The 26,987-nt window shown below is 63.2% G+C and carries 26 protein-coding genes; 16 read left to right on the top strand and 10 right to left on the bottom strand.

Annotation, left to right across the window (positions count from 1 at the left end; genetic code table 11):
- Positions 1-10 precede the first annotated feature (10 nt).
- Positions 11-1,669, bottom strand: coding sequence for an electron transfer flavoprotein-ubiquinone oxidoreductase (locus BLV09_RS32920; protein WP_146690377.1), 1,659 nt, complete (start codon positions 1,667-1,669; stop codon positions 11-13).
- A gap of 145 nt (positions 1,670-1,814) precedes the next feature.
- Here BLV09_RS32920 and BLV09_RS32915 point away from each other — a divergent pair, with 145 nt between their 5' ends.
- Positions 1,815-2,636: a uracil-DNA glycosylase gene (locus tag BLV09_RS32915; RefSeq protein WP_146690376.1), complete on the top strand. Its 822-nt coding sequence runs from the start codon at positions 1,815-1,817 to the stop codon at positions 2,634-2,636.
- A gap of 88 nt (positions 2,637-2,724) precedes the next feature.
- On the opposite strand, the gene BLV09_RS32910 is transcribed toward BLV09_RS32915, so the two are convergent.
- The 4 genes from BLV09_RS32910 to BLV09_RS32895 all read right to left on the bottom strand — a co-directional run bounded on the left by BLV09_RS32910 (position 2,725) and on the right by BLV09_RS32895 (position 6,877).
- Positions 2,725-4,275, bottom strand: coding sequence for a glycosyltransferase family 39 protein (locus BLV09_RS32910; RefSeq protein WP_146690375.1), 1,551 nt, complete (start codon positions 4,273-4,275; stop codon positions 2,725-2,727).
- A 104-nt stretch (positions 4,276-4,379) separates the two neighbouring features.
- Positions 4,380-5,123 (bottom strand): ribonuclease HII, encoded by a 744-nt coding sequence (locus BLV09_RS32905; protein WP_244548872.1) that lies wholly within the window; start codon positions 5,121-5,123, stop codon positions 4,380-4,382.
- Between the two features lie 110 nt (positions 5,124-5,233).
- The gene (locus tag BLV09_RS32900; RefSeq protein WP_146690374.1) at positions 5,234-5,689 is read right to left on the bottom strand and encodes a VOC family protein; all 456 of its coding nucleotides are present in this window, start codon (positions 5,687-5,689) and stop codon (positions 5,234-5,236) included.
- A 24-nt stretch (positions 5,690-5,713) separates the two neighbouring features.
- Positions 5,714-6,877 carry a PA0069 family radical SAM protein gene (locus BLV09_RS32895; RefSeq protein ID WP_100387522.1) on the bottom strand — a complete coding sequence of 388 codons (1,164 nt, stop codon included), beginning with the start codon at positions 6,875-6,877 and terminating at the stop codon, positions 5,714-5,716.
- 193 nt (positions 6,878-7,070) lie between these two features.
- Here BLV09_RS32895 and BLV09_RS32890 point away from each other — a divergent pair, with 193 nt between their 5' ends.
- A complete protein-coding gene (locus BLV09_RS32890) occupies positions 7,071-7,640 on the top strand; it encodes a glycosyltransferase (RefSeq protein ID WP_146690373.1) in 570 nt (189 codons plus the stop codon).
- Positions 7,641-7,710: 70 nt separating this feature from the next.
- Positions 7,711-8,655, top strand: coding sequence for a bifunctional helix-turn-helix transcriptional regulator/GNAT family N-acetyltransferase (locus BLV09_RS32885; RefSeq protein ID WP_100386356.1), 945 nt, complete (start codon positions 7,711-7,713; stop codon positions 8,653-8,655).
- On the opposite strand, the gene moaB is transcribed toward BLV09_RS32885, so the two are convergent.
- Both moaB and ypfJ read right to left on the bottom strand, forming a co-directional pair.
- Positions 8,652-9,215 (bottom strand): molybdenum cofactor biosynthesis protein B, encoded by a 564-nt coding sequence (moaB, locus tag BLV09_RS32880; protein ID WP_146690372.1) that lies wholly within the window; start codon positions 9,213-9,215, stop codon positions 8,652-8,654. The two genes, BLV09_RS32885 and moaB, sit on opposite strands and share 4 nt — an antisense overlap.
- Positions 9,216-9,325: 110 nt before the next feature.
- Positions 9,326-10,267 (bottom strand): KPN_02809 family neutral zinc metallopeptidase, encoded by a 942-nt coding sequence (gene ypfJ, locus BLV09_RS32875; RefSeq protein WP_100386354.1) that lies wholly within the window; start codon positions 10,265-10,267, stop codon positions 9,326-9,328.
- A gap of 226 nt (positions 10,268-10,493) precedes the next feature.
- Here ypfJ and BLV09_RS32870 point away from each other — a divergent pair, with 226 nt between their 5' ends.
- Together BLV09_RS32870 and BLV09_RS32865 are read left to right on the top strand one after the other, a co-directional pair.
- Positions 10,494-11,627, top strand: coding sequence for a site-specific DNA-methyltransferase (locus BLV09_RS32870; protein WP_146690371.1), 1,134 nt, complete (start codon positions 10,494-10,496; stop codon positions 11,625-11,627).
- A 267-nt stretch (positions 11,628-11,894) separates the two neighbouring features.
- Positions 11,895-12,581 (top strand): glutathione S-transferase family protein, encoded by a 687-nt coding sequence (locus tag BLV09_RS32865; RefSeq protein ID WP_100386351.1) that lies wholly within the window; start codon positions 11,895-11,897, stop codon positions 12,579-12,581.
- A gap of 83 nt (positions 12,582-12,664) precedes the next feature.
- On the opposite strand, the gene BLV09_RS32860 is transcribed toward BLV09_RS32865, so the two are convergent.
- The gene (locus BLV09_RS32860; RefSeq protein WP_146690370.1) at positions 12,665-13,093 is read right to left on the bottom strand and encodes a nuclear transport factor 2 family protein; all 429 of its coding nucleotides are present in this window, start codon (positions 13,091-13,093) and stop codon (positions 12,665-12,667) included.
- A 91-nt stretch (positions 13,094-13,184) separates the two neighbouring features.
- Here BLV09_RS32860 and BLV09_RS32855 point away from each other — a divergent pair, with 91 nt between their 5' ends.
- Positions 13,185-14,108, top strand: a complete 924-nt coding sequence (locus tag BLV09_RS32855) for a LysR family transcriptional regulator (RefSeq protein ID WP_146690369.1) — start codon at positions 13,185-13,187, stop codon at positions 14,106-14,108.
- Between the two features lie 2 nt (positions 14,109-14,110).
- Here BLV09_RS32855 and BLV09_RS32850 read toward each other — a convergent pair whose 3' ends face one another.
- Entirely contained in the window at positions 14,111-14,725 is a 615-nt protein-coding gene (locus BLV09_RS32850) for a glutathione S-transferase family protein (protein WP_146690368.1), read from the bottom strand.
- 129 nt (positions 14,726-14,854) lie between these two features.
- Between BLV09_RS32850 and BLV09_RS32845 the strand changes: the two genes are divergently transcribed.
- Positions 14,855-16,132: a flavin-dependent oxidoreductase gene (locus BLV09_RS32845; protein WP_146690367.1), complete on the top strand. Its 1,278-nt coding sequence runs from the start codon at positions 14,855-14,857 to the stop codon at positions 16,130-16,132.
- A 72-nt stretch (positions 16,133-16,204) separates the two neighbouring features.
- Here BLV09_RS32845 and BLV09_RS32840 read toward each other — a convergent pair whose 3' ends face one another.
- Entirely contained in the window at positions 16,205-17,356 is a 1,152-nt protein-coding gene (locus BLV09_RS32840; RefSeq protein WP_146690366.1) for an A/G-specific adenine glycosylase, read from the bottom strand.
- 121 nt (positions 17,357-17,477) lie between these two features.
- On the opposite strand from BLV09_RS32840, the gene BLV09_RS32835 reads away from it, so the two are divergent.
- The 9 genes from BLV09_RS32835 to BLV09_RS32795 all read left to right on the top strand — a co-directional run bounded on the left by BLV09_RS32835 (position 17,478) and on the right by BLV09_RS32795 (position 26,981).
- Positions 17,478-17,726, top strand: a complete 249-nt coding sequence (locus BLV09_RS32835; RefSeq protein ID WP_244548871.1) for a type II toxin-antitoxin system RelE/ParE family toxin — start codon at positions 17,478-17,480, stop codon at positions 17,724-17,726.
- Positions 17,701-18,018: a HigA family addiction module antitoxin gene (locus tag BLV09_RS32830; RefSeq protein WP_146690365.1), complete on the top strand. Its 318-nt coding sequence runs from the start codon at positions 17,701-17,703 to the stop codon at positions 18,016-18,018. Before BLV09_RS32835 ends, BLV09_RS32830 begins: the two co-directional genes overlap by 26 nt.
- Before the next feature lie 36 nt (positions 18,019-18,054).
- A complete protein-coding gene (locus BLV09_RS32825; RefSeq protein ID WP_146690364.1) occupies positions 18,055-18,534 on the top strand; it encodes a DUF721 domain-containing protein in 480 nt (159 codons plus the stop codon).
- Positions 18,535-18,654: 120 nt separating this feature from the next.
- Entirely contained in the window at positions 18,655-19,311 is a 657-nt protein-coding gene (locus tag BLV09_RS32820) for a DsbA family protein (RefSeq protein ID WP_100386343.1), read from the top strand.
- Positions 19,312-19,540: 229 nt separating this feature from the next.
- Complete coding sequence (smc, locus tag BLV09_RS32815) at positions 19,541-23,005, top strand: chromosome segregation protein SMC (RefSeq protein ID WP_146690363.1); 3,465 nt, start codon at positions 19,541-19,543, stop codon at positions 23,003-23,005.
- A gap of 117 nt (positions 23,006-23,122) precedes the next feature.
- Positions 23,123-24,100 (top strand): small ribosomal subunit Rsm22 family protein, encoded by a 978-nt coding sequence (locus BLV09_RS32810; RefSeq protein ID WP_146690362.1) that lies wholly within the window; start codon positions 23,123-23,125, stop codon positions 24,098-24,100.
- A 140-nt stretch (positions 24,101-24,240) separates the two neighbouring features.
- Complete coding sequence (locus BLV09_RS32805) at positions 24,241-24,801, top strand: LemA family protein (protein ID WP_100386340.1); 561 nt, start codon at positions 24,241-24,243, stop codon at positions 24,799-24,801.
- Positions 24,802-24,831: 30 nt separating this feature from the next.
- Positions 24,832-26,052, top strand: a complete 1,221-nt coding sequence (locus BLV09_RS32800; RefSeq protein ID WP_146690361.1) for a M48 family metalloprotease — start codon at positions 24,832-24,834, stop codon at positions 26,050-26,052.
- A 173-nt stretch (positions 26,053-26,225) separates the two neighbouring features.
- Positions 26,226-26,981, top strand: a complete 756-nt coding sequence (locus tag BLV09_RS32795) for a hypothetical protein (RefSeq protein ID WP_100386338.1) — start codon at positions 26,226-26,228, stop codon at positions 26,979-26,981.
- The last annotated feature ends 6 nt before the right edge of the window (positions 26,982-26,987 follow it).

Below are 26,987 nucleotides of genomic sequence, written 5' to 3'. Positions count from 1 at the left end.
GCAATCGTGGTCACATCGCCTCGTAATTCGGCCCGCCGCCGCCCTCCGGGGGAACCCAGGTGATATTGCCGTTCGGATCCTTGACGTCGCAGGTTTTGCAATGGACGCAGTTCTGGGCGTTGATGACGTAACGGGGCCCTGAAGCCTCCTCGACCCATTCATAAACGCCCGCCGGGCAATAGCGATTGGACGGCCCGGCATAGACATCATGTTCGGATGTCTTCTGCAGGTTCATGTCGGCGACCTTCAGATGAACCGGCTGGTCCTCTTCATGGTTGGTATTGGACAGGAAAACCGACGACAGCCGGTCGAAGGTGAGCTTGCCGTCCGGCTTTGGCGGCGCGATCGCCGCATGCGCCTTCGCGGGATCCAGCGTCTTGCGATCGGGCTTGGCATGCGACTGCGTCCCGAACAGCGAGAAGCCCAGCGTGTTGCACCACATGTCGATGCCGCCGAGCGCGACGCCGATCAAGGTGCCGAACTTCGACCACAGCGGCTTGACGTTGCGGACCCGGTACAGATCCTTGCCGACAGCAGAATCGCGCCACGCATTCTCGTATTCGGCAAGCTCATCATTGGCGCGGCCGGCACCGAGCGCGACCGCGACCTGTTCAGCCGCCAACATGCCGCTGCCGATCGCGTTATGCACGCCCTTGATGCGCGGCACATTGACAAAACCCGCGGCGCAACCGATCAGCGCGCCGCCGGCAAAGCTCAGCCGCGGCACCGACTGATACCCGCCTTCGGTGATGGCGCGTGCGCCATAGGCGAGCCGCTTACCGCCTTCGAACACCGTGCGGATCGATGGATGGGTCTTGAAGCGCTGGAATTCATCGAACGGCGACAGATACGGATCATCGTAGTTGAGATGCACGACGAAACCGACCGCCACCAGATTGTCGTCGTAGTGATACAGGAACGAGCCGCCGCCGGTCGAGTTGTTCAGCGGCCAGCCGAATGAATGCTGGATCAGGCCCTTCTGGTGCTTGGCGGGATCGATCTGCCAGACCTCCTTCAGCCCGATGCCGAACTTCGGCGGCTCGCTTTTGGCATCGAGAGCGAACTTCGCGATCAGCTGCTTGGTCAGGCTGCCGCGCGCGCCTTCGGCGAACAGCGTGTATTTGCCGAGCAATTCCATTCCGCGCGTGAACGAGTCCTTGTGGGAGCCATCCTTGGCGATGCCCATGTCGCCGGTGGCAATGCCGCGCACCGCGCCCTTTTCATCGTACAGCACCTCGGTCGCGGCAAAGCCCGGATAAATCTCGACGCCGAGCGCTTCGGCTTTCGGCGCCAGCCAGCGGCACACATTGCCGAGCGAGCCGATATAGCAATGATGGTTGTTCATCAGCGGCGGCATCATGAAGTTCGGCAGCCGGATCGCGCCGCCCGCCGTCATCCAGTAGAACCGGTCATCCTTGACCTGGGTTTTCAGCGGACAGTCGGCGTCCTCGCGCCAGTCCGGAATCAGTCTGTCGAGCGCCACCGGGTCGATCACCGCGCCGGACAGAATGTGGGCGCCGACTTCCGACCCTTTTTCCACCACGACGATACTGAGATCGGCATTGAGCTGCTTCAGCCGGATCGCAGCCGACAGGCCGGACGGCCCGGCGCCGACAATCACGACGTCGAATTCCATGGACTCACGCGGCGGTAGTTCTTCGGTGCTCATGATCTGGTCTCAGCCCGGTTGAGAACGCGTCTAAGAGCCCGTTGTTTCCGATTTTTACCGGAAGAACAACATGGAAATGCCTCTTGAGGTGTTTCGTCATGACGCAATGCATCCTAGATTGGGCCGATGCCGCAAAGCTTCCGCCATGACGCCTGATCCCGCCCCTACCATCAGGCAATTGCTCGCCTTTTATCTGGAGGCCGGAGTCGATTGCGCGCTGGCGGAGGAACCCGTCAATCGCCTCGCCGATCCCGACATCGTCCCGGCCGCGAGCGAGCCGGCGCTGCCAAAACCGGTCAGGACGGCTCCTGTCGCGATTCCAGTCGCGCGAGCCGACGCGCCACCTGCGCCCGAGGCCGCGATCTCCTCGGCGAGGGAAGCGGCGCGGACTGCGCCTTCGCTCGAAGCGCTGCGTGCGCTGCTGGAAAAATTCGACGGCTGCGCGCTGAAACATACCGCCACGCGGCTGGTGTTTGCCGACGGCAATCCGCAGGCGCGCGTGATGTTCGTTGGTGAAGCCCCGGGACGCGATGAGGATATCGAGGGCCTGCCGTTCGTCGGGCGCTCAGGCAAGTTGCTCGACCGCATGATGTCAGCGATCGGGCTCGATCGCAGCCAAGCCTACATCGCCAACGTCATTCCGTGGCGGCCGCCCGGCAACCGCACGCCGACGCCGCAGGAGACGCAAATCTGCCTGCCGTTCATCCAGCGGCAAATCGAACTGGTGAACCCGGATGTGCTGGTCACACTCGGCAATCCCTCGACCCAGACCTTGCTTTCGACCCGCGAAGGCATCATGCGGACCCGCGGCAAATGGTTCGACTATGATACCGGCACGCGCGTGATCCGCGCGCTGGCCACGTTCCATCCGGCGTATCTATTACGCTCGCCGTCCTACAAGCGCATGGCCTGGCAGGATCTGCGCTCGATCGCCAAAGTGCTGGAGCAGGCGCCACCGTCGTCCTGAGAGTGCTTTCCGCCATTGCGAGGCGCAAAGCCACGAAGCAATCCCGCTACTTTCCAAATCGGGATTCTGGATTGCCTTGCGGAGCCTGTCATCGGGCGGCGTTTTGCGTCGCCCCGCTGCCCTGCAATGACGCCACCGCCTTCGGCCGCACGATCGCCCAACCGACCCGCAGCAAGGGCTGGCGGCCGTTCACCAACCGGTCGAACACCCTCGGCACTTCGGGCACCAGATCCGGGAAATGCTGCGCGATGTCGGCCGGTGGCGAGCCGACGGTGTCGGCAGCCCGCCAGACCACGACCCCGCCGGTCTGGTAGAATTTTTCCTGCGTCAGCCACGGCGTGCGTTCCGGCGCAGCGTCGAGAAACAAATGCGGTCGCCCCGGGTCCAGCGAGATCAGGCTGGCAAGCTCGGCATCGCCAGTCACCGCCCGTAACGGCTGGTTGGTGCGCCGCTCGAAACTATCGCCGAAGAAATGTCCGATCGCGGTCGCCGGCAGTGACGTCGCCACCTCGCCGCCGCCGGTCCAGGGTAGAAAAATCGATCCGACAACAACGGCGACCGCGGGAACGCCGATCGCAGCCGCCCACACCGCGCGCAGGACGCGATGACGCCGCAGCTGGATCAAATCACCGGCCGCGACGATCACGGCCAGCCCCGACATCATCAGCGCGATTCCCGCCCCGCCAACGACACGATCAAGGTCGAACAGACCCGAGATCAGGCTTCCGGCCAGCGCGGGGGCGATCGCAAAGAAATAGACAAAATTGCGCGCCAGCGGCTCGACCGGCGGCCGATAGATGATCGGGGCGTCATCGGCATCGCGCGTAAACCAGCCGGAGTTGAGCACGACCAGCAGCACGATACCGAACATTGCCAGCAGCAGCCGACCGAGCAAGCCACCGCCATGCGCGGCTCTTGCGCTCAACTCCGCAAGCGCCGGCAGATGCGGCAGCGCCAGGGTATCGGCGCGGATCAGCCAGATCAGATAGGGCAGCGCCAGCACGACAATCACCAGCAGCGCAAACAGCGGATCGAAGGACATCAGCGTGCGGCGGCCACGCGCCGTGGCAATGGCAAAGCCCGCGACCAGGATCAACAGGCCGACTGCAGCCGGGGTTGTCAGCAATAACAAACCGGCCTCAATCGACCATGCGAACCACGCATTGCGGCGGCCCTGCCCGATCAATTGCCAGGAATGCAGCAGCAACAGCGCCCACAGCGGGCGCGCCAGCACCAAGGGACCGAAATCGACACCGGGCGAACTGAAGGCCACGACCGTCATCGTCAGCAGGACCGCGAGCACCGCCTGTTGTCCGCCGACGACGGCGCGCGCCAGCAGATATAACGTCCAGAACGCGGCGATCGAGCAAAGCTGCGCCAGCAGATAGACACCAAAGATATGATTGCCCGCGGCACGAAACGCGATGTCGGCGAGCCAAAACGCCAGCGGCGGCCCAAGCTCGGTGCCCACCCGGTATTCCCGGCCATAGGCGAGCACGGTCGCAAGATCACCGGGAGGGCTGCGATACAGCAACAGCGGCACAATGAGCCACAGCGCCGCCTGAAACAGGATGACATGCCAGACGATCAGCCGCGGCCGGGCGCGAATCAGTTCGATAATCAGCGAGGTGAAACGCATGAACCGCCTGAGTGCCCGCCTCGAACTGATCGGGGCCAGCCGTGGCGGCCCCTGTTCGATCCCCGACATGTGATAAAACGCGCGAGCTGCCGAAGCAACTGGCGTTAGATTTCAGTTGAAACCTCGACTTCGATCCTGGTTTCGATGGCGATGACACCGCTATCGATCATCGCCGGCTGATGTTTTTCCCGCGCGGCCACCACGGGCGCAAAGAAACTGCGGTGATACACACTGGGTCCAAGCCGATTCAGCGCTTCCAGATGTTCCGGCACGGCGTAACCCTTGTGCGACTCGAAACCATAGCCGGGGCAATCCAGCGCCAGCGCGCGCATCAGGCGGTCACGCGTTACCTTGGCGATGATCGACGCTGCCGCGATCGACATCACCAGCCCGTCGCCACCGATCACGGCATCGCAGTCGCACTGCGTATCGAGCTTGTCGCGGCCATCGACGAACACATGCTTCGGTATTTCCGGCAGCGCATGCACCGCGCGCGCCAGCGCCCACAGCGACGCCCGCAGGATATTGTCGCGATCGATTCGCGCACGCGAGGCAAAGGCCACCGCAAATGACGACGTCGCGCAAATCTCCTCGAACAGTTCCTCGCGGCGCTCGGCGGTCAGCCGCTTGGAATCGTCGATCCCCTTCGGGATCCGTTTGGGATCGAGCACCACGGCTGCCGCCACCACCGGACCCGCCAGTGGACCGCGCCCGGCCTCGTCGCAGCCGGCGACCGGCCAGACCCCGCGCTTGATCAGCGCGCGCTCGCGGCGAAAGCTCGGCGGCACCACCGCGATCACGCCCTTTGGCAGCCTAGCCTGATTTTTCGAAGGTTTTTCCCGAATCATGCTGGGATGGTGCGCAAGCGAGACCTGCGACGCAACCGGGAACTCGATTCACGACCGGCATTTCACCGCTCTCAACAGAACGGCGCGCTCATCGCGTATCTATTGCAAGCCTAATCCGGCAAGTGCGCGCGCCTGTCGTCGCCGACCTCGATGTTGGGAGCGATCACGACTTCCCAGGGATGGCCGTCTGGATCGGCGAAATATCCGGAATAACCGCCATAGTCGGTGCCATGCGCAGGCTTCAGCAACGACGCGCCTTGGGAGATCGCGAAATCCAGTACGGCGTCGACCTCTTCTGTCGTGCGGCAGTTCCATGCGAGCGTCGTGCCGCGAAAGGCCTGCGGCCGCGGGCTTTCGGGAAGCGTGACGTCTTGCGCGAGCTGCCCCCAGGGGAACAGGCCGAGCACGGGACCGCCGGTTTCGAAGAATGCGACAATCTCACCGGTCGCACTGAATTTCCGCTCAAAGCCCAGCGCTTCATAGAACGCGATGCTGGCGCGCATGTCATTGACGCCGAGCGTAACGACCGTGAGCCGCGGAACCGGTGCAGGCAGATTTTTACCCATGTCATTCTCACTTAATCTTCGCTGCTAGAACAAACTGAGCTGCTGCCCGCTGCGCTTCGGCCTTGCGAAATGATCGGTCGTCAATTTCGCGCGCCGCTTGTTCAGACCAAGTTTCTCGCAGGCGATCTCGAACCGGCGACCGATCATCCAGGCCATCGGTCCGGTTCCCTTCATCCGCGTTCCCCACTGGGAATCGTAATCGCGTCCACCGCGCATGTCGCGGATCAGCGTAAAGACATGCCGGTAGCGGTCGGGATAGTTCGCCATCAGCCATTCGCGAAAGAGGTCGCGGACCTCCAGCGGCAGCCGCAGCAGCACGTAGCTCGCTTCCCTGACGCCGGCATGCGCCGCGGCGTCCAGGATGCGCTCGATCTCGGAGTCGTTCAGCGCCGGGATCACCGGCGCCACCATCACCGTGGTCGGAATGCCCGCATCCGACAATTGCCGCAGCGCCTCCAGCCGCTTCGGCGGCGTCGAGGCTCGTGGCTCCATGGTGCGCGCAAGCTTCGGATCGAGCGTCGTGACCGAGAGCGCCACCTTGACCAGATTGCGTTTCGCCATCCGCGCCAGAATATCGATATCGCGGGTCACCAGCGCCGACTTGGTGACGATACCGACCGGATGGCCGGCGCGATCCAGCACTTCGAGAATGCCGCGCATGATCTCCCGCTCGCGCTCGATCGGCTGATAGGGATCGGTGTTGGTGCCGATCGCGATCATGCGCGGTTCGTAATCCTGCGCCGCCAGTTCCTTCTCCAGCAGCGCCGGTGCGTCAGGCTTGGCGAACAGTTTGGATTCGAAGTCGAGCCCGGGCGACAGACCGAGATAGGCGTGGGTCGGCCGCGCAAAACAATAGACGCAGCCGTGCTCGCAGCCGCGGTAAGGGTTGATCGAACGGTCGAAACCGATATCGGGCGAGTCATTGCGGGTGATGACCTTGCGCGCGGTGTCCAGCGCGACCGTGGTCTTGAACGGCGGCAGTTCGTCGAGGCTCTGCCAGCCGTCGTCGAACGCGACACGCGCTTCAGCCTCGAAGCGGCCGGTCTCGTTGGATTGCGCGCCACGGCCGCGCCGCCGTCCGCGCTCGACGGCAACAGCCAATTCCGGAAAAGGGGAAGTTGCACCCGCCGGCTCGGAGGGCGCCGTGACCGGCGGGTGCTTGAGGGCATGTGAGGATGCTCGGCTCATGGCGAGAACATAACACGTCATGAGAACAAATCAAGAACAATACATTCACCCATCCACAATCGAGTGATGGAGTTTCCTCGATGCGCGTAAGATGAGCTTGCCTGAAAAAGCTGCAACAGCACGGCTGATTTGATTGTGACAAGGTGATAACAGTGCGACGTTTTCCCACGTCTGAGCCATCGAAGCCTCATTCATGCTGAGCGTGATCATTCCAACCGAAGGCGTCGAGCAAACCGCGGTTGCCACGCTCGCGGCGCTGGTGCCGGGCGCCGCCGCCGGCATCGTGCGCGAAGTGTTGCTGGTCGATCGCGCGGGCACCGACACCATCGAGCGTGTCGCCGACGTTGCCGGCTGCCGCTTCCTGGCCTTTGAGGGAACACGCGCAGCGGCCTTGGCGGCCGGCGCCAGGCAGGCCCGCTCGCCGTGGCTGATGTTCCTGCATGCGGGCGCGGTGCTCGACAGCGGCTGGATCGAAGAGACAACGCAGTTCATCCAGACCGTCGCGAGCAGCGGCCGGCAACGCGCGGGAATCTTTCGCTACGCCCGCTCGCCCTATGCCGATACGGGATTTCGCGACAGTTTCAAATTCATCGCACGGATGGTGACAGGTCCCTCGGCGGAACAGGGCCTCCTGATCGCGCGCGACCATTATGACCGGCTCGGCGGCTATGCCCCGGACGCCCGCCGCTCCGAGGCCAGGCTGCTCCGGCAGCTCGGCCGCTCCTCACGCACCATGCTGCGCAGCAGGATCATCGTCGCCTGATGCGTTTTCAAGCGAGGCGGCACAAGAATCTGCGCTTGTAATCTATTTGATTCTATCAAATAATTGATTGATGAAATCAAGTATATCGCCAGATCCTGCTCTGGAGAGCCAGATCGCCGCCGTCAGAGGCTTCAGCCGGTTCTACACCCGCAAGCTAGGCATCATCGAGCCGAAGCTGCTGCACAGCCCCTGGACGCTGCAGGAAGCGCGGATCATTTACGAGCTCGCGCAGCACGAGAGCTGCACCGCGACCGACTTGGTCGGCACGCTCGGTCTGGATGCCGGCTTCCTCAGCCGCACCTTGCAGGCCCTGCAACGCCGCCAGATCGTCGCGCGGAAACCTTCAAAGGCCGATCGCCGCGTCACCGAGCTCGCATTGACTGCGAAAGGCCGCGCGGCCTTTGCCGAACTCGACAGCCGGTCGCGCAACGAGATTGCGGCTCTATTGAGCGGGCTCGACATCGACGCGCGCGCTGCCGTCGTCAATGCCATGACCACGATAGCGCACACGCTGGAACCGCCGGCGCAAAAGCCCACCGGCTTCCTGTTGCGGAGCCATCGCCCCGGCGACATCGGCTGGGTCACATCACGGCACGGCGCGCTGTACGCGCAGGAATATGGCTGGGACATCAGCTTCGAGGCGCTGGTGGCGGAGATCGCAGCGCAGTTCGTCCGGTCATACGATCCTTCCCGCGAACATTGCTGGATTGCCGAGATCGATGGCGAACCCGCGGGCTCGATCTTCCTGGTCAAGGCATCCGACGACGTCGCCAAGTTGCGACTGCTACTGGTGGACAAAAAAGCGCGAGGGCTGGGCGTCGGGCGCGCGCTGACCGAACAATGCATCCGTTTTGCAAAGGACGCCGGCTATAGCTCGATCACGCTGTGGACCCAGAGCATCCTGGTCGCCGCGCGCGGCATCTACCAGCGCGCCGGATTTCGCCGCGTGAAGGAAGAGAAGCACCACAGTTTCGGCGTCGACCTCGTTGGCGAAACCTGGGAGATGAAGCTTTAGGCCGTCGCGCCCTGCGCCTTCGGACGCCGCAGATGTTCGTCGAGCCGGGGCATGATCTCGACGAAGTTGCAGGGCCGCGTGCGGTAATCGAGTTGCGCGGCCAGGATGCCATCCCAACCATCGCGACAGGCGCCGGGCGATCCCGGCAGACAGAAGATAAAGGTGGCGCCCGCGACCCCCGCCGTGGCGCGGCTCTGCACGGTCGACGTGCCAATCTTGGCGTGACTGAGCATGTGGAATGCGATGGAGAAACCATCCATCCGTTTTTCGAATAATGGCTCGATCGCCTCCGGCGTCACGTCGCGGCCGGTAAAGCCGGTGCCGCCGGTGGTGATGATCACATCGACGCCCGCATCCGCGATCCATTTCTTGATGATGATACGAATCGCATCGACGTCATCGACGACGATCTCGCGCGCCGCGAGCGTGTGACCGGCCGCCGTCAGCCGCTCTGCGAGGATGGATCCGGATTTGTCATCCTCCAGCGAGCGGGTATCGGAAACCGTCAGCACCGCAATATTGAGCGGCACGAAAATTCGGGAGTCGTCGATGGAGGACATTACAAACCCTCGCCCGTCATTCCGGACAGATCGCAAAACGGGCTGATCCGGAATCGCATGAGTAGAGCATCATGATTCCGGGTTCGCACGGCCGGAACGACGCCGATCAATTACAACGCTCCGGCGCCGAACGTGTTGCAGGCCTGCACCGTGCCCTGTTGGTAGCCGGTCATGAACCATTGCTTTCTCTGCGCGGCCGAGCCGTGCGTGAACGAATCCGGCACCACGCGCCCGGTGGCTTGTCGCTGCAACGTATCGTCGCCGATCGCGGACGCCGTGGTCAGCGCAGCATCGATATCACCCGGCTCAAGGAAATTGGGGCGCTTCTTCGCCTCGCGATTGACCCAGACGCCCGACAGGCAATCCGCCTGCAACTCGACCTTCACCTGAAGCGCGTTGGATTCCGCCTTGCTGCCGGACTGTTGCTGCAGCCGCGTCACGCGCGGCAGGATACCGAGCAGGTTCTGGATGTGATGGCCAGCCTCATGCGCGATGATATAGGCCGCGGTGAACTTGCAGGCGCTGCCCGAGCAGCCGTGGAATCGCGTCTCGACCTCGCGGAAAAATCCGGTATCGAGAAAAATCTGTTTGTCGGGCGGGCAGTAGAACGGCCCCATCGCCGACTGCGCCATGCCGCAGCGCCCGCCATTGGTGGCGTTGCGAAACAAAACGATGCGCGGACCGGAATAGGATTGCCCGCTGGCCTGGAAGATTTCGCTCCAGCGATCGTCGATCTCGCCGAGGATACCGGCGATCATGCTGCCCATCTCATCGGTCGGCGCGCCGGTCTTGCTGGAAGAAGTCCTGCGATCGGTCTGATAGGTCGGCGCCTGACCGCTGCCGCCGTTGAGAATTTCCGCGCCGCCGATCAGGATGCGCGGATCGATGCCGAAGGCGTAACTGACAAGGCCGAGCACGATGAGGGTGCCGATGCCGAGCCCGCCGCCGCCCATCGGAAGACCAAAACCGCCGCCGCCACCCATTCCGCCGCCACCGCTGTCATCGCGACGGTCGTCGATGTCGTCGCTGCGACGGAAATCATCGTAACGCATGGCGCTTTTCCCTCATTCCAACGTTCTGCAACCGCTCATTCGGCATCAACGCGACGAGAACGTAAAATTTCCATTCCATTAATCAATAACCCGCCCGGCAAAAATTGCCTAGCGTGAAAGAATTTGCCGGTTAAGTCGATTTTTACTTTGCCCGGTCAATGTATCGCCAGTCGGTTGTTTAGTCCCGCGTCGCCGACAGCGTCGCCTGAGTCAGAGTATTTGAGTCATGGTTGTGTCGCGTCGCGGGGCGTCTGTAAGGGCGCCCCGCACCAAATTCGAGTCCGATTCCAGCACTCGTATCGTCATTGGCGATTGCGTCGCAGAGATGTCGAAGCTTCCGGCCGGCTCGGTCGACCTGGTTTTCGCAGATCCGCCGTACAATCTGCAGCTCAAGGGCGACCTCAAGCGTCCCGACGAGTCCCATGTCGACGCCGTCAACAACGATTGGGACAAGTTTTCATCCTTCGCCGCTTACGATGATTTCACGCGTGCGTGGCTGCTCGCCTGCCGCCGCATCATGAAACCGTCAGCGACGCTGTGGGTGATCGGTTCCTACCACAATATTTTCCGCGTCGGCGCCATCATGCAGGACCTCGGCTTCTGGGTTCTCAACGACATCGTGTGGCGCAAGACTAATCCGATGCCGAATTTTCGCGGCCGCCGCTTCACCAACGCCCACGAGACCATGATCTGGGCCGCGCGCGACGAGAAGGCCAAAGGCTACACGTTCAACTACGAGGCCTTGAAGGCCTCCAACGAGGACGTGCAGGCGCGCTCGGACTGGCTGATTCCGCTGTGTACCGGTGAAGAGCGGCTGAAGGGCGAGGACGGCAAGAAGGTGCACCCGACCCAGAAGCCGGAAGGCCTGCTGGCGCGTGTGTTGCTGTCGTCATCAAAACCCGGCGATCTCGTGATCGATCCGTTCAACGGCACCGGCACCACCGGCGCCGTGGCCAAGCGTCTCGGCCGCCGTTACATCGGCTTCGAGCGCGACAAAACGTATGCCGCCGCGGCGGAAGCCCGCATCGCCGCCATCGAGCCGCTGCCGGAAGCGACGCTGGCGCCGTTCATGACCGCGCGCGAGGCGCCGCGGGTCGCGTTCTCCGAGCTGATCGAGCGCGGCATGATTTCGCCCGGCACCAAACTGGTCGATTCCAAAAAACGCCACGGCGCGCTGGTGCGTGCCGACGGCGCCATCATGCTCGGCGACAAGGTCGGCTCGATCCACCGTATCGGCGCGGTCGCGCAAGGCGCGGGCGCCTGCAACGGCTGGACCTTCTGGCACGTCGAGACCAAGAAGGGCCTCAAGCTGATCGACGAGCTGCGCGCCGAAATCCGCTCCGAAATGGCCGCGGGCTGAGCTTCCAGGCCAAACCTTTATCTCTCCGTCGTTCCGGGATGCGACAAAGTCGCGGACCCGGGATCCATACCGCCGACCGGAAGCATGGTTGCGGGCCTGTGCATCGCTGAATGCCCCGGCCAATTCAGCAGTGTGCGAGTGGCCAGCTCCCTTCACAAACTCGTCGCTTGCGCTTTACGCCGAAATTTGAGCATGGACATAGCCGCTCGCGGCCGTGCCGCCGCGTCCCGATTTTCCCGGGGCCAACAAAGATAAGGGAGATTTCTGATGCTCAAATTTTACTTCAATGGCGCACCGAACCCGAACAAGGTCGCGCTGTTTCTGGAAGAGACCGGCCTGCCCTGCGAGCTGGTGCCGGTCGATACCCGCAAGGGCGATCAGTTCAAGCCGGAATTCCTCAAAGTGAATCCGAACGGCAAGGTGCCGGCGATCGACGATAACGGCGTGTTCGTTTTCGACAGCAACGCGATCCTGCTTTACCTCGGCGAAAAAACCGGCAAGTTCATGCCCGCCAACACGCCCGCGAACCGTGCGCAGTTGCTGTCATGGCTGATGTTCATCGCCACCGGACTCGGCCCCTATTCCGGGCAAGCCGTGCACTTCAAGCATGCCGCGCCCAAGGATCTCGAATACGCCCATAACCGCTATCAGTACGAAGCGCATCGCCATTACAAGATCCTCGACGATCATCTCGCCAAGAGCCGCTACATGGTCGGCGACACCTACACCATCGCGGACATGGCGTTCTGGGGCTGGGCACGCATGGCGCCATACGTGCTCGGCGACGACGTTTTTACAAAATATCCCAACGTAAAGCGGCTGCTCGATGAAGTCTCCGCGCGTCCGGCCGCGGCGCGGGCGATCGCGCTGAAGGACAAGTTCACCTTCAAGGCGGAAATGGACGACGAAGCCAAGCACATCATGTTCGGCCATCTGAAGACCAAGGCGGCCTGATCACCGCGTCCCCGTGAAATCGTAGGGTGGGCAAAGGCGCCTTGCGCCGTGCCCACCTTTTTCTTGCTTATTTCTTACTTGGCTCATTGTGCTTGCGGAAACGGTCCCAGCGCCCTCTCGGTCAGAATCGAGTCGCAATATTCCCTGACCTCCTTGATCTTCCCGTTCTCCAGCCGGAACACCAGGCAATAGTCGTTGTCGTAACGGACCCCCGCTTTGGTGACGTTGTCGCCCTTGGCCTCGACCACGACATGATCACCGTCCGCGATGAAGCGATGCGCAAGGGTGCGCGCCCGCTCGACCAGCCGCGAACGGACATGACCGTGCAAATCGTTCAGGATCGATTGCTTGCCGGTGAAAATGCGCGACCAGGAATACTGCCCGGTCACGATCCATTTCGCGTCGTCGGCGAGACTCGCGGTGAACAGCGAACGGTCGCGCGCCGCGGGATCGGGGTCTCCCGCGGAAACGAAAATCTCTTGCATCAGTTTCTTGTTGTCGGCTGCGCTCATGGCTGTTCTCCGTTGATTGGCTGATCGCCAAGCATTGCCGCGCCGCGCGCCATTCTTCCAATCGATAGTGAATATGATATCTATTCATGATATGAATTTGAATTCGCTTGACCTCAATCTGCTGGTCGCGCTCGACGCCCTGCTCAAGGAAGCCAATGTCAGCCGCGCGGGGATGCGGATCGGGCTGTCGCAGCCGGCCGCGAGCCATGCGCTGCAGCGGCTGCGCGATCTGATCGGCGACCCGCTTCTGGTGCGCAACGGCGCAAGGATGGAGCTGACGCCGCGGGCGCAGGCCTTGCGCGGGCCGCTGGCGCAGGCGCTCGACCAGGTACGCTCCTTGTTCGTTCCCGACGATTTCGACGCCGCGCGGAGCGAACGGCACTTTCGCCTGATGATGCCGGATCTCGCGGTCGAACTATTGATGCCGCCGCTGATGGCGAAGATCACGCGCGCTGCGCCAAACGTAACCATCAACGTCGTGCCGTGGCGGGGGCCCGCGATCTTCACCGCCGAGTTCGCGCGCACCATCGATCTCGTGATCTCGATCGGCGATGCGTTCCGCGGATTTCACCGCCAGCGCCTCTATACCGACAGCGATGCGCTCGCGGTGCGGCGCGGGCATCCCGCCGGCGTCAAACTGAAAAAGCGCGAGGCGTTCGTCAGCGCTCGGCATGTCGCCGTCGTCATCCGCGGCCAGAACGAGGACCTGATCGATACCTGGCTGCGCGCCAGGGGCATCGAGCGGCGGATCGCGCTGGTCGTGCCCGGCTATATCGAGGCGCTGCATGTCACCGCGCGCACCGACCTCGTCGCCTTCGTGCCGCGCCGCCTGATCGCCGCACTGTCGAAGCAATTGTCGCTGGTGACGGTGACGCCACCGCTCGACCCCGGGATTGACGAGCAGTTCCTGTTCTATCCGACCCGCGCGCAGATGGACCCCGGTTCGATCTGGCTGCGCAAGCTGATTCTGGAAACGGGACGCGGACTGGATCGCGACAAACGCAGGGCTGCTTAACCCTACTGCTCGGCCATCACCTTCTGGACCGCCGGCCGTTCCGACATGCGTTTGCGATGGTCGGCCACCTTCGGCAGGGTCGCAAGATCGACGCTGTCGCCCTCCAGCCACCCGGACAGCGTAAACAGATAGGCGTCGCAGACCGTGTACTGCTGGCCCATCACCCACGGCCCCTTCAGCATGTCGCGCTCGATCAGCGCGAAATTGGCGCCCATGGTTTTGGGCACCATGCGCTTCATGTCGGCGAACGTACTTTCCTCCGTCGCCCAGCGGTAGCCGCGCCCCTTGTGGGCGTGCGCGACATGCACGGTCGAGCACAGATAGCTGTTGAAGGCCTGTACTTTGGCGAATTCGAAAGCGTCGTCGAGCGGCGCCAGTTTCGCCTGCGGAAAACTCTGGGCGATGAAGGCAAGCATCGCCGGCGTCTCGGTCAGGACGCCGCGATCCGTCACCAGTGACGGAACCCTGCCCTTCGGATTGATCGCGAGATATTCCGGGCTGTTCTGCTGGTTGGCCTTGAAGTCGAGCTTCACGGTCGTGTACGGGGCGCCGGCCTCCGCCAACGCGATATGCGACGCAAGCGCGCAGGTGCCGGGAACGTAGTAGAGCTTGAACATGGCTGTCCTCGTTGAGAAAGCCGAACGTTAACGGCGTGTCTCTCCGCCGTCCATCCCCGCCGGGCTTTCGCGGTTGCCCGCCTTGGCCGCCCATGCCATGACGCTTGCAAAGCAACAGGGATCCCAGGGATGACGGTACTCATCGCCGGCGGCGGCATCGGCGGGCTGACACTGGCGCTCAGCCTGCACCAGATCGGCATTCCCGCCAAAGTGTTCGAGAGCGTCTCGGAGCTGAAGCCGCTTGGCGTCGGCATCAACGTGCTGCCGCACGCCGTGCGCGAGCTGATCGAGCTCGGCCTGCTTCACAAGCTCGACGCCTCAGGGGTCCGCACCAAGGAGCTTGCGTATTTCTCCAAGCACGGCAAGCCGATCTGGAGCGAGCCGCGCGGCATCGAGGCCGGCTACAAATGGCCGCAGTTTTCCATCCATCGCGGCACGCTGCAGCAGATCCTGCTCGATGCCGCAACCGAACGGCTGGGGTCGGAGAACATTCTCACCAGCCATCACCTGACCGGTTGGTCGGAGACCTCAGGCGGCATCCGCGCCGGCTTCATCGACAAGGCGACGGGTAAATCCGCAGGCAGCTACGATGGCCGGCTTCTGATTGCGGCCGACGGCATTCATTCGGCGATCCGCGAGAAACTTTATCCGCAGGAAGGTCCGCCGATCTGGAACGGACGCATCCTCTGGCGCGGTATCACCAAGGGCGATGCGTTCCTGTCCGGCCGCACCATGATCATGGCCGGCCACGAGATCCTGAAATTCGTTTGCTACTCGATCTCCAAGGAGCCCGACGCCAACGGCAAGTTTTCGATCAATTGGGTCGCCGAGCGGCATATGCCGCCGACCTATCAATGGCGGCGGGAGGATTATAATCGCACCGCCCGGCTGGAAGAATTTCTGCCGTGGTTCGAAGACTGGAAATTCGACTGGCTCGACGTGCCCGGCCTGATCCGGAATTGCCCGCATGCTTATGAATATCCGCTGGTCGATCGCGATCCGATCGATCGCTGGACATTTGGCCCGGTCACTCTGATGGGCGATGCCGCGCATCCGATGTATCCGATCGGGTCCAACGGCGCGTCGCAGGCGATCCTCGATGCCCGCGTCCTGACCCGCGAGATCCTGGCACACGGCCCAACCAACGCTGCGCTGATGGCCTATGAGGCGGAACGACGGCCCGCCACGACGGATCTTGTGAAGCTCAACCGCCGCAACGGGCCGGAGCAGGTGATGCAACTGGTCGAGGAGCGCGCACCTGATGGTTACGGCGTCGTCACCGACGTGTTGTCGCAGAAGGAGCTGGAAGAGATCGCCGCCAACTACAAGCGCGTCGCCGGCTTTCAGGTCGAAGGCCTCAACGCCAAGCCGCCGATCGTGACGATGCCGACGCGCAACAGCCTTTAGTCTTTTGTTTGACGCGTTTTCTTCACGCGAACCGGTACCCACTTCGCTCGAAAACGCTATAGGTACGGCTAGCTATTCTCCAAGCCCATGCGCGATCACCTTGCGCATGACGTTCGGCAGCGCTTCGTCCTTCAGCGTCGCAATCGGCACCCAGCGCATGCCCTCCGGCGCGCGGCCACGCGCGGGAATGTTTGCGGTATAGACCACCAGCTCCAGCGGGAAGTGCGTGAAGACATGCGTCACAACGCCGGCCTTGCGGTGCCATCGCGCAACGCCGTTCAAAACAGGCGCCTGCGTCAGTGATGCCTTGTCGTCCTGCGCGGCCCGCCAGTCGGAGGTCGGCACTTCGGTCATGCCGCCGAGCAATCCCTTTTCGGGGCGGGTGCGAACCAGCAACTCATTGCCGCACGTGACCACGAACGCTGCGCCCCGGCGCAACTCGCCGGCTTTCTTCGGCGCTTTGCGCGGAAACGTTTCCTGATCGCCGCGCGCGCGGCTCACGCAATCTTCATTGAGCGGGCACAGCGCGCAGGCTGGCTTCTTGGGCGTGCAGATGGAGGAGCCGAGATCCATCAGCGCCTGCGCACTATCCCCGGCGCGTGACTTCACGTCGCCGGCGCGTGCCTTCACGTCCCCGGCGCGTGACTCCGCATCGCCAGCGCCAAGCAGCGTCGCTGCAAGCCGTTGGATCAGCGGTTTGGCCTGCGGCAGCGGCTCCTCGACCGCGAACAGCCGCGACACCACGCGCTCGATGTTGCCGTCGACCGGCATGGTCCGCCGGCCAAATGCAATCGCAGCGATGGCGGCTGCGGTATACGGCCCGATCCCCGGCAGCGCGCGCAAGCTTTCCTCGATGTCCGGAAACACGCCGCCATGATCGCGCCGCACCGCCACCGCGCAGGCATGCAGATTGCGCGCGCGGGAATAATAGCCGAGCCCGGCCCACATCCGCAGCACGTCGTCCAGCGACGCGCTGCCCAGCGCATCGACATCGGGCCATCGCGCGACGAATTTCTCGAAATAGGGTCCGACCGTCTTGACGCCGGTCTGCTGCAGCATGATTTCCGACAGCCAGACCCGATAAGGATCGGCGCGCTCACCCGCCGGCGGACGCCACGGCAGCCGGCGGCGATGACGGTCGTACCAATCGAGCAGCAGCGCGGGGCGGCCACCGTCTTCGGGGAGGATTCGGTTCTTGTTCTTGGTTGCTGATGATGGGGGCACGTCTCATTTTAGAATTAGAATCACGACCTGACCAGCAAACTTGATTGGTTCAGGCTTGCGCCCATAACGCGTTGCGTTATAGTCAATCATGATTCAAGGCTTCGTCGATCCCTAATCAGAATTGATCTGGTCAGGACGCCGGAGTCGGAAATTACCGGCCGACATCCAGAATGTTGCTCTAAGAAAGCTTCGTCTTCTGAATCAGGCACGGGTCTTGAACGATCTTCGCGTGCCGCCCGGCAATCGCCTTGAAGCACTGCGAGCGAATCGCCAGGGACAACACTCGATCCGCATCAACAATCAATGGCGCATCTGTTTTAGATGGGACGAAGGAGGACCATCACATGTCGAAATCGTCGATTACCACTAAAAGCGGCCTTCTAACCAACCCGCATCCCGGCGAAATCCTCCTTGAAGAATTCCTGAAGCCAATGGAACTCAGCCAGAATGCTTTGGCGCGTGCCGTTCATGTTGCTCCCCGCCGAATCAATGAAATTGTGCTTGGCAAGCGAGATGTCACCGCCGACACTGATTTGCGGCTTGCCCGCTATTTTGGGCTGTCGGAGGGCTTCTTTCTCGGCTTGCAGATGGACTACGATCTGATGCAACGAAGGCGCGAGATCGATCGCGATCTCAAGACAATCCGGCCGCGCGCGGCGTAAGCGTGTCGCCGTTGCAGGACGGTGTTGCAAGAACCCATGTCCAGACCCGGTCCGATCAGTGCCAAGCCGCTTTCCGTCCTGCTCAGCGACGTGTTTTCCGACGCCTACGCCAAGCAGGGATTCGCGGCGCGGGAGCTGGTGACGCGCTGGTCGGAAATCGCGGGGCCGGAGATCGCCAGATGTTCCGAGCCGCTGAAAATCCAGTGGCCGCGGCCGGTGGAGGGACAGCCGCAGGAACCGGCCACACTTGTTCTGCGGGTGGAAGGTCCCATGGCGCTCGAAATCCAGCACGCCTCCGACACTATTCTGCAACGGGTGAACCGCTTCTTCGGATGGAGCGCGGTGGGCCGGCTGGCGTTGCGGCAGGCCCCGCTGTCGCGCCGGGATCGGCCCGCGGCCCCTCGCGCCCCTGACGCGAAAGCGATCGCGAAAGTCGCCGAAAGCCTTTCGGCGGTCGAGGACGAGGAATTGCGGGCGGCACTGGCCCGGCTCGGCGCATCGATCAAGCGAAATTGAGCCTGCCGCAAGCGACGAGGACGGCGGCGCGCCATTGCCACAATTGTGGTTTCAAGCTAGCGAACAGACCTCTTGTTTAGGTCCTTTAGGCGTGAACGCGCCAAATCCGGGAGCAAACCGTTGATCATTACGCGCCGCGCCTTCACCGCCGCCCTCTCGCTGACCGGGCTGGCCGCCCTCGCCGGTCTCTCGCCGCTGCGTCTGATTACGGACGCAATGGCGCAAAGCGCTGCAGACGTTGCCAAGCCCGTATCGCTGCCGGACATGGCGCTCGGCCCCGCCAACGCCTCGGTGACGATCACCGAATTCGCCTCCATGACCTGTCCGCATTGCGCGGCCTTCAACGCCGAAGTGTTTCCGAAGATCAAGTCGACCTATATCGACACCGGCAAGATCCGCTACATCTTCCGCGAATTTCCGCTCGACATCAAAGCGGCCGCGGGTTCGATGCTGGCGCGCTGCATCGCCAAGGACGACGCCGGCAAATATTTCGCCGTCGTCGACATGCTGTTCCGGTCGCAAAACGACTGGGTGATGAAGAACACCACCGAAACCCTGACACGCATCGGCAAGCAGGCGGGTCTCAGCCAACAGGCGGTGGAGGATTGCCTCAAGGATCAGGCTCTGCTCGACAAGATCGCCGCCGATCAGAAATACGCTTCCGAAGTGCTGAAAGTGAACTCGACGCCGACCTTCTTCATCAATGGCGATGTGATCAAGGGTGAGGCCTCGTTCGACGAATTCGACAAGAAGATCAAATCGCTGCTGAAGAGCTGATTCTTAAGCCAACGCGCGCGGAACCCAAGTCAACCCCCGCAAAAGCCTCCAGAAAAGCCTCTAGAAAAGCCTTGGGAAAAGCCCCGGGCGGCGGTTGCCCTCGGCGCCCGGCCTCGCCATTGTCGCGGGCCAAGAGAGCCGCAACGCGACTCGCCCACACACCGACATTGCCTTCTATGGTATTGTCCCGGCAGGGAGATTCGCGCCCTGCCAACAGAGCAATGTGCCCATGAAACTCACGCGTCTTCGCCTTCACGGTTTCAAGTCCTTCGTTGAACCCACCGACTTCGTGATCGAGCCGGGGCTCACCGGCGTGGTCGGGCCGAACGGCTGCGGCAAATCCAATCTGGTGGAAGCACTGCGATGGGCGATGGGCGAGACCTCGCACAAATCGCTGCGCGCCGCCGACATGGACGCGGTGATCTTCGCGGGCTCCGGGAACCGGCCATCGCGCAACCACGCCGAAGTGGTGATGACGATCGACAACACCGATCGCACCGCGCCGGCCGCCGTCAACGATCGGGAGATGCTGGAAATCTCGCGCCGGATCGAGCGCGAAGCCGGCTCGGTCTACCGCATCAATGGCCGCGACGTTCGCGCCCGCGACGTGCAGATATTGTTCGCCGACGCCGCCACCGGCGCGCGCTCACCGGCACTCGTCCACCAGGGCAAGATCGGCGAGATCATTCAAGCCAAACCCGAACAGCGCCGCCGCGTGCTGGAAGATGCCGCCGGGGTCGCCGGCCTGCATGCCCGCCGCCACGAGGCGGAGCTGCGTCTGAAGGCTGCCGAGACCAACCTCACCCGCGTCGAAGACGTCGTCGGGCAACTGGCCGGACAGATCGAAGGCCTGAAGAAGCAGGCACGGCAGGCGATTCGCTACCGCGAAGTCGCCGCCAAGGTGCGCAAGGCCGAGGCCATGCTGTTCCACCTGCGCTGGCTGGAAGCCCATGCCGACGTCGCGGAAGCCGGCCGCGTTCACGACCTCAGCGTCCGCGACATGGCGGAACGCACCCGCGAGCAGGCGGAAGCCGCCCGCATCCAGGCGATCCGCGCTTCCGAACTGCCGGCGCTGCGCGAGGCTGAAGCCCGGGCGGCGGCCGGATTGCAGCGGCTCACCAATGCGCGCGAGACGCTTGACCGAGAGGAAGAGCGCGCCAAGGAGCGCGTTGCCGAACTCGACCGCCGGCTGATGCAATTCTCGGCCGACATCGCCCGCGAGCAGCAGCAGACGACTGACGCCGAAGTGGCGCTGCGGCGGCTCGAGGTCGAAGACACCGAATTGAAAGACGAGATCAAGTCGCGCGTCGAAAAGCGCAGCGGCGTCGACGGCCGTGTCTCCGAGGCTGAAGCGACGCTCGCCGCCGCCGAGCGTTTGTTCACTGAACTGACCACCGCACTTGCCGACCTCAGCGCCAAGCGCAATCAACTTGAAGCCAATGTGCGGACCCATCGCGATCGGCTGGCCCGGCTCGACCAGGAGATCGCCAACGTTCAAGCCGACGAGCAGAAGCTGGCGCAGGACACCAGCGGTCTGGGCGACCTTGCTGAACTGGCCGCCGCCATGGAAGCCGCACAGCAAAATCGCACGCTGTCCGAAATCACGGTGCAAGCCAACGAGGCAAGTCATGTCGCCGCCCGCGCCAGGCTGGAGGCTTCCCGCGCGCCGCTCAACGAAGCCGACAAGCGCGTGCAGCGGCTCGAGACAGAAGCGCGCACGATCTCGAAACTCGTCAATGGGGAAACCAAGAATCTCTGGCCGCCGATCATCGACGGCGTCACCGTCGCCAAGGGATATGAGAAGGCCCTGGGCGCCGCATTGGGCGACGATCTCGATGCACCGGTCGACCCGACAGCACCGATGCGCTGGACTAATGCCGGCGTCATCGAAGGCGATCCGGTGCTGCCCGAGGGCGTTGAGTCGCTCGCCGCCCATGTCGAGGCGCCATCCGAGCTGGCGCGTCGGCTCGCGCAGATCGGTGTGGTCGCCAAGGATCGTGGCGCGGAGCTGGTATCGCAGCTGAAAACCGGCCAACGGCTGGTATCGCTGGAAGGCGACGTCTGGCGCTGGGACGGCTTTGTCGCCGCGGCGCATGCGCCAACCGGCGCGGCACGGCGTCTCGCCGAACGCGCGCGGCTGATCGACATCGAAACCGAGCTGGAGCAGGCCCGCATCGAGGCCGCCGCCAAGCGTCAGGCCCTGGAAACCGCCGACGCCGAACTGAAGGCCGCGTCCGAGTCGGAAGCTTCCGCGCGCGAGGCGTCGCGCGCCGCGCAACGCGAAGCCGACGCCGCGCGCGAACGCCATGCCAACACCGAGCGCGAGATCAACCGCCACGCGGCGCGCAAGTCGGCATTGACCGAAGCACACACCCGCCTCAATGCCGACCGCGCCGAAGCCGAGAGCGGACATCAAGACGCCTCCGCGGCGCTGGCTGAATTGCCGCCAAGCCTCGACACCGAAACCAAGCTTGCCGCGGTGCGCGCCGATATCGACGGCCATCGCCGTCTTGCCGCGCAGGTGCGGGCCGAGGCGCAAGCGCTGGCGCGCGAGGCGGAACTGGCCGATCGCCGCCTGCAGGCCATTGTTGGTGAGCAAAACCAGTGGAAAACCCGCAGGGAAAGCGCGGCCTCGCAGATTGCGACCATCGAAGCCCGCATCACCGAGGTCACCGCCGAACGCGCCGAGCTCGATGATGCGCCGGCATTGTTCGCGGAAAAACGCCGCGCATTGATCAACGAGATCGAAGCCGCTGAAAACGCCCGCCGCGTTGCCGCCGATGCATTGGCCACGGCGGAAAACGTAATGGCGGAAACCGATCGCACCGCCAAAATCTCCCTCGAAGCGCTGTCGAGCGCGCGCGAAGCCTGCGCGCGCGCCGAGGAGCGCATGGACGGTGCCAAGCGCCGCATCGCGGATGTCGAGCGCGAAATCCACGACATGCTCGAAGTCGAGCCGCAGGCCGTGGCGGGTCTCGCGGAGATCGTGCCGGGTGCGGAATTGCCGCCGCTGGCGGAAATCGAGGAAAGCCTGGAAAAGCTGCGCCGCGACCGCGAGCGGCTTGGCGCGGTCAATCTCCGCGCCGAGGAAGAACTACGCGAGGTCGAAGCCCAGCACACCGCGCTGACGACCGAACGCGACGATCTGGTGGAAGCCATCAAGCGGCTGCGTCAGGGCATCCAGAGCCTCAACCGCGAGGCACGCGAACGCCTTTTGACCTCGTTCGAAACCGTCAACAGCCATTTCAAGCGGCTGTTTACCGAATTGTTCGGCGGCGGCGAGGCCGCGCTGCACCTGATCGAAAGCGACGATCCGCTGGAAGCCGGACTCGAAATCATCGCCAAGCCGCCCGGCAAGAAGCCGCAGACGCTGTCGCTGTTGTCAGGCGGCGAGCAGGCGCTGACGGCACTGGCGCTGATCTTCGCGGTGTTCCTCACCAACCCGTCGCCGATCTGCGTGCTGGACGAAGTCGACGCGCCGCTCGACGATCACAACGTGGAACGGTTCTGCAATCTGTTGCACGAGATGACCTCGACCACCGAAACGCGCTTCATCATCATCACGCATAATCCGATCACGATGGCGCGGATGAACCGGCTGTTCGGCGTCACCATGGCCGAACGCGGCGTGTCACAGCTGGTTTCGGTCGATCTCGAAAACGCGGTGAAGATTCTCGATCAGAACGTGGCGTGAGCCATTGCGTCATCCCGAGGAGCCGCGCTACAGCGCGGCGTCCGAAGGATGGACCCCGACCAAAATCGTCATCCTTCGAGGCTCGCAAGGGCTCGCACCTCAGGATGACGGCAAGCGATGACCTCACCCGATCTTCCCACTGAGCTCAAGATTGCGCTCAACGCCAAACTGCAGGGCGTGTCGCGTAACGAGGCGGCCGGGCGCGCCGCGCTAATCTCGCAGACCTACCGTGGCGGCGGCAACTCGGTCACGATCCGCTCCGAGGCCGATGCGCTCGCCTACGCGCTGGCGCGGATGCCCGCGACCTATGCCGCTGTCACCGCGAGCCTGAATGCTCTCTGCGAAATCAGGCCGGACTTCGCGCCGGCAAGCCTGCTCGATGTCGGCGCCGGACCGGGCACGGCCACATGGGCCGCCGCCGAAGCCCTGCCGTCGCTGAAGCGTTTTGCATTGCTCGACGCCAACAGCGCCTTGCGCGAGCTGGCACTCGACCTCGGCCGCGACAGCGCGCGCCTTGGCAATATGACCTATGAGCGTGGCGAAGCCCGCGCCGCGCTGGCCAACGCCGAAGCCGCGGACCTCGTGGTGGCGAGCTACATGATCGGTGAAACCGGTGAGGCCGAGCAAAGCACGCTGGCCGAGCTGATGTGGGCCAAAGCCCGCGATACGCTGCTGGTCGTCGAACCCGGTACGCCGGCGGGCTATGCGAGGATCATCGCGTTGCGGAAGTGGCTGATCGCGTTGGGCGCGCATGTGGTAGCGCCCTGCCCGCACGACGGCAGATGCCCGCTTCAACCACCCGACTGGTGTCATTTCACCCAGCGACTGCCCCGCTCGCGGGCGCACAAGCAAATCAAGGGCGCCGAGCTTCCCTTTGAGGACGAGAAATTCAGCTATGTCGCGCTGACGCGCGCGCCGGTCGCGCCATATTCCGCCCGCGTGCTGGCGCAGCCTGCGGTCGGCAAGGTCGAAATCTCGGCGAAACTCTGTACACCGGAGGGTCTGGTCGTCACAAAAGTGCCGCGCAGGGCCAAGGCGGACTATGCGCGCGCGAGGCGCTGGCGTTGGGGTGACGCGATCACCGATCAAGGTTAATCCGGCTCCATCAAACTGCCTTGAACTAAACCCTCGCTTGCACCGACCAAGGGGTGGACACCTTCCTCATAACGGGCCTGCCGCCCAGGCCCATTTTCATCTAGGATCGCACATCTTCGCCTCACCAGGAGTTGCTTGCCATGTCGACCGGCTGGATCGTTCTCGGCGTCATCGTCATTCTCGTTCTCTTTGCATTTGGCGCCTATAACCGCCTCGTTACGCTCAGCCAGCGCGTCAATCAGGCCTTCGCCGATATCGATGTGCAGCTCAAGCAGCGCCATGACCTGATTCCAAATCTGGTCGAGACCGTGAAGGGTTATGCCGCGCATGAGCGCGGCACGCTGGACGATGTCGTCAAGGCCCGCAGCGCCGCGATCTCGGCGCAAGGGCCGGCTCAGGTTTCCGCCGCGGAGAACCAGTTGAGCGGCGCGCTCGGCCGGCTGATCGCGCTGTCGGAGGCGTATCCGGACCTCAAGGCCAACGCCAACTTCCAGCAACTGGCGAACGAGCTGTCGGACCTCGAGAACAAGATCGCCGCCAGCCGCCGCTTCTTCAACAATGCGGTCCAGGAATACAACACCGGCATTCAGCAAATGCCCGCCGCGCTGTTCGCAGGCACATTCGGCTTCACCCACAAGGATTTCTTCGACCTTGGCGCCAGCCGCACCGAAGTCGAGCAGGCGCCAGCGGTGAAATTCTGACCTCAAGGGCGTCCGGCAGAGCAGCGCATCATGGCGGCGTACGGTCTTTACACGCACATCGCTTCGAACAGGTTTCGTTCGATGCTGCTGCTCGCCGGGCTGTTTCTTCTGGTCTACGTGGTGGTCTACGCCGGCGCGCTGATCATCGAAGTGGTGAACAACAGCAACGGGACGGTCGACTATTATCTGACCGTGGCGTTTGCGGACGTCATCAGGACTCTTCCCTATTCGACCGGGGCGGCCGCGCTGTGGATCGTGATCGCCTACTTCTTCCATCAATCGATCATCGACGCAGTCACCGGTGGCGAGAACGTCACGCGGCAGCAGGAACCCCGGCTCTATAATTTGCTGGAAAACCTCTGCATCTCGCGCGGCATTCCGATGCCGAAACTGAAGATCGTGGAGAGCGGCGCGCTGAACGCCTACGCGACCGGGCTCAACCAGCGCCAATACGCCGTCACCGTCACCAGGGGCCTCCTGAACGCGCTCAACGATCAGGAGATCGAGGCCGTGCTGGGCCACGAGCTCACCCACATCCGCAACGGCGACGTGCAGATGATGGTGATCGCGGTGATCATTGCCGGCGTGGTCGGCTTCTTCGCCGAACTGCTGTTCCGCAGTTTCACCGGCTTCGGCAATTATGGCTGGGGTTACGGCGGCGGTTCGTCGTGGCGGTCGTCGTCGTCGTCCTCGTCATCTTCCTCCTCGGACAGCGGCGGCGACCGGAAAAGTTCGGGTGGCGGCGCGGTCATTATCATCGTGATCCTCGCGGTCGTGCTGATTGCGCTGGCCTGGCTGCTGTCGCAGCTGGTTCGGCTGGCGCTGTCACGGTCGCGCGAACTGCTCGCCGACGCCGGATCGGTCGAGCTGACGAAGAATCCCGACGCCATGATCTCGGCCTTGCGCAAGATCGAAGGCCGCGGCGAACTGCCTGGCGCGACCTCGGCGGTGATGGAACTCTGCGTCGACAATCCGCGCGAGGGTTTTTCGGACCTGTTTGCAACCCACCCTTCCGTGGACCAGCGCGTGCAGGCGCTGGTGAAATTCGCCGGCGGTCACGATCCCGGGCCGCTCGCTCTGCCCGCGCCGGACGACCCGACGCAAACGCCGGCCAATGGCCAGGTTCCCTCGCCCGTGCCGTCGGGTCCCTGGGGTTCCCCTGCGGATTCCGGTGCTGCGCCGCAGGTCCCGCCACAGGGTCCTTTGCAGGGCCCGTGGAGCGATCCGGCCGGTCCGTGGGGTCGTCATTAATCCTTTTGCGTCAATGCGATGCGCAACCGTTACGTTAACGACATCGGCAGCGATTATTCTCGATGTCCGTCTTAAAGAATTGAATTCTCCCTTGTTTCTGCCATGTTCGCGCCCAAAGCAGGGACAGGGACATCACGGTCGCTCCCGGCGGCCGGGGCGCATAAGGGAATTTCATGGCAAAGCCAGTAGTGATCGTCGTAGGAGCCGATAAAGGCGGGGTCGGCAAGACCACCGTGTCGCGAACCTTGCTGGACTATTTCAGCGCTAACAATGTACCGACCCGCGCCTTCGATACCGAATCGCCGCGCGGGACGCTGAAGCGGTTCCATCCTGACATCACCGAGATCGTCGACATGACGACCACCTCGGATCAGATGAAGATCTTCGACACGCTCAACGCGGTCAGCCCCTCCGTCACCGTGATCGACGTCCGCGCCGGACTGATGTCCCCCGCGCTGGCCTCGTTGCGCGACATCGGGTTTCTCGATGCCGCCAAGTCAGGCCAGATCACCTTTGCCGTGTTCCATATACTGGGACCCTCGATCGCCTCGCTCGACGAGATCGCCGAGACCGCGAACTTCATGCAGGGCGTCAAATATTTCCTGGTGAAGAATTTCATCAACAACACCAGCTTCTTCGAGTGGGACCAGTCGACCTACAATTCCTATTTTCACCGCATCAAGGACGCCACCGACCTGGTCATCCCCAAGCTCAACGAAATGGCCTTCGAGCAGGTCGAGGTCGCCTCGGTGCCGTTCCTCAAATTCGTCGCCAACAAGGGCACGAGCGACGAGGCCGCCAATTATTCCTTCGTGCTGCGCGGCTATGTCCGGCACTGGCTCGCCAATGTCTGGAGCGAGTTCGACCGCATCAAGCTGACCGATCTCGTCGGCGCCACCAAATCGGTCACGCGCAGCGGCGAAAAATAATTGCCT

Origin of the sequence: Bradyrhizobium canariense, from assembly GCF_900105125.1 — a bacterium.
Classification (GTDB): Bacteria; Pseudomonadota; Alphaproteobacteria; order Rhizobiales; family Xanthobacteraceae; genus Bradyrhizobium; species Bradyrhizobium canariense_A.
This window is presented reverse-complemented; position numbering and strand designations above follow the sequence as displayed.

Bases quoted from the DNA above. Each gene is read 5' to 3' on its own strand.
- BLV09_RS32795 (WP_100386338.1), top strand. From the start codon at position 26,226: ATGGCAAAGCCAGTAGTGATCGTCGTAGGAGCCGATAAAGGCGGGGTC.
- BLV09_RS32805 (WP_100386340.1), top strand. From the start codon at position 24,241: ATGTCGACCGGCTGGATCGTTCTCGGCGTCATCGTCATTCTCGTTCTC.
- BLV09_RS32885 (WP_100386356.1), top strand. From the start codon at position 7,711: ATGAAATCAAGTATATCGCCAGATCCTGCTCTGGAGAGCCAGATCGCC.
- smc (WP_146690363.1), top strand. From the start codon at position 19,541: ATGAAACTCACGCGTCTTCGCCTTCACGGTTTCAAGTCCTTCGTTGAA.
- BLV09_RS32845 (WP_146690367.1), top strand. From the start codon at position 14,855: ATGACGGTACTCATCGCCGGCGGCGGCATCGGCGGGCTGACACTGGCG.
- BLV09_RS32920 (WP_146690377.1), bottom strand. From the start codon at position 1,669: ATGAGCACCGAAGAACTACCGCCGCGTGAGTCCATGGAATTCGACGTC.
- BLV09_RS32870 (WP_146690371.1), top strand. From the start codon at position 10,494: ATGGTTGTGTCGCGTCGCGGGGCGTCTGTAAGGGCGCCCCGCACCAAA.
- BLV09_RS32905 (WP_244548872.1), bottom strand. From the start codon at position 5,123: ATGATTCGGGAAAAACCTTCGAAAAATCAGGCTAGGCTGCCAAAGGGC.
- BLV09_RS32830 (WP_146690365.1), top strand. From the start codon at position 17,701: ATGTCGAAATCGTCGATTACCACTAAAAGCGGCCTTCTAACCAACCCG.
- BLV09_RS32800 (WP_146690361.1), top strand. From the start codon at position 24,832: ATGGCGGCGTACGGTCTTTACACGCACATCGCTTCGAACAGGTTTCGT.
- BLV09_RS32915 (WP_146690376.1), top strand. From the start codon at position 1,815: ATGACGCCTGATCCCGCCCCTACCATCAGGCAATTGCTCGCCTTTTAT.
- BLV09_RS32825 (WP_146690364.1), top strand. From the start codon at position 18,055: ATGTCCAGACCCGGTCCGATCAGTGCCAAGCCGCTTTCCGTCCTGCTC.
- BLV09_RS32865 (WP_100386351.1), top strand. From the start codon at position 11,895: ATGCTCAAATTTTACTTCAATGGCGCACCGAACCCGAACAAGGTCGCG.
- BLV09_RS32855 (WP_146690369.1), top strand. From the start codon at position 13,185: ATGAATTTGAATTCGCTTGACCTCAATCTGCTGGTCGCGCTCGACGCC.
- BLV09_RS32890 (WP_146690373.1), top strand. From the start codon at position 7,071: ATGCTGAGCGTGATCATTCCAACCGAAGGCGTCGAGCAAACCGCGGTT.
- ypfJ (WP_100386354.1), bottom strand. From the start codon at position 10,267: ATGCGTTACGATGATTTCCGTCGCAGCGACGACATCGACGACCGTCGC.
- BLV09_RS32860 (WP_146690370.1), bottom strand. From the start codon at position 13,093: ATGAGCGCAGCCGACAACAAGAAACTGATGCAAGAGATTTTCGTTTCC.
- BLV09_RS32895 (WP_100387522.1), bottom strand. From the start codon at position 6,877: ATGAGCCGAGCATCCTCACATGCCCTCAAGCACCCGCCGGTCACGGCG.
- BLV09_RS32810 (WP_146690362.1), top strand. From the start codon at position 23,123: ATGACCTCACCCGATCTTCCCACTGAGCTCAAGATTGCGCTCAACGCC.
- BLV09_RS32850 (WP_146690368.1), bottom strand. From the start codon at position 14,725: ATGTTCAAGCTCTACTACGTTCCCGGCACCTGCGCGCTTGCGTCGCAT.
- BLV09_RS32910 (WP_146690375.1), bottom strand. From the start codon at position 4,275: ATGCGTTTCACCTCGCTGATTATCGAACTGATTCGCGCCCGGCCGCGG.
- moaB (WP_146690372.1), bottom strand. From the start codon at position 9,215: ATGTCCTCCATCGACGACTCCCGAATTTTCGTGCCGCTCAATATTGCG.
- BLV09_RS32900 (WP_146690374.1), bottom strand. From the start codon at position 5,689: ATGGGTAAAAATCTGCCTGCACCGGTTCCGCGGCTCACGGTCGTTACG.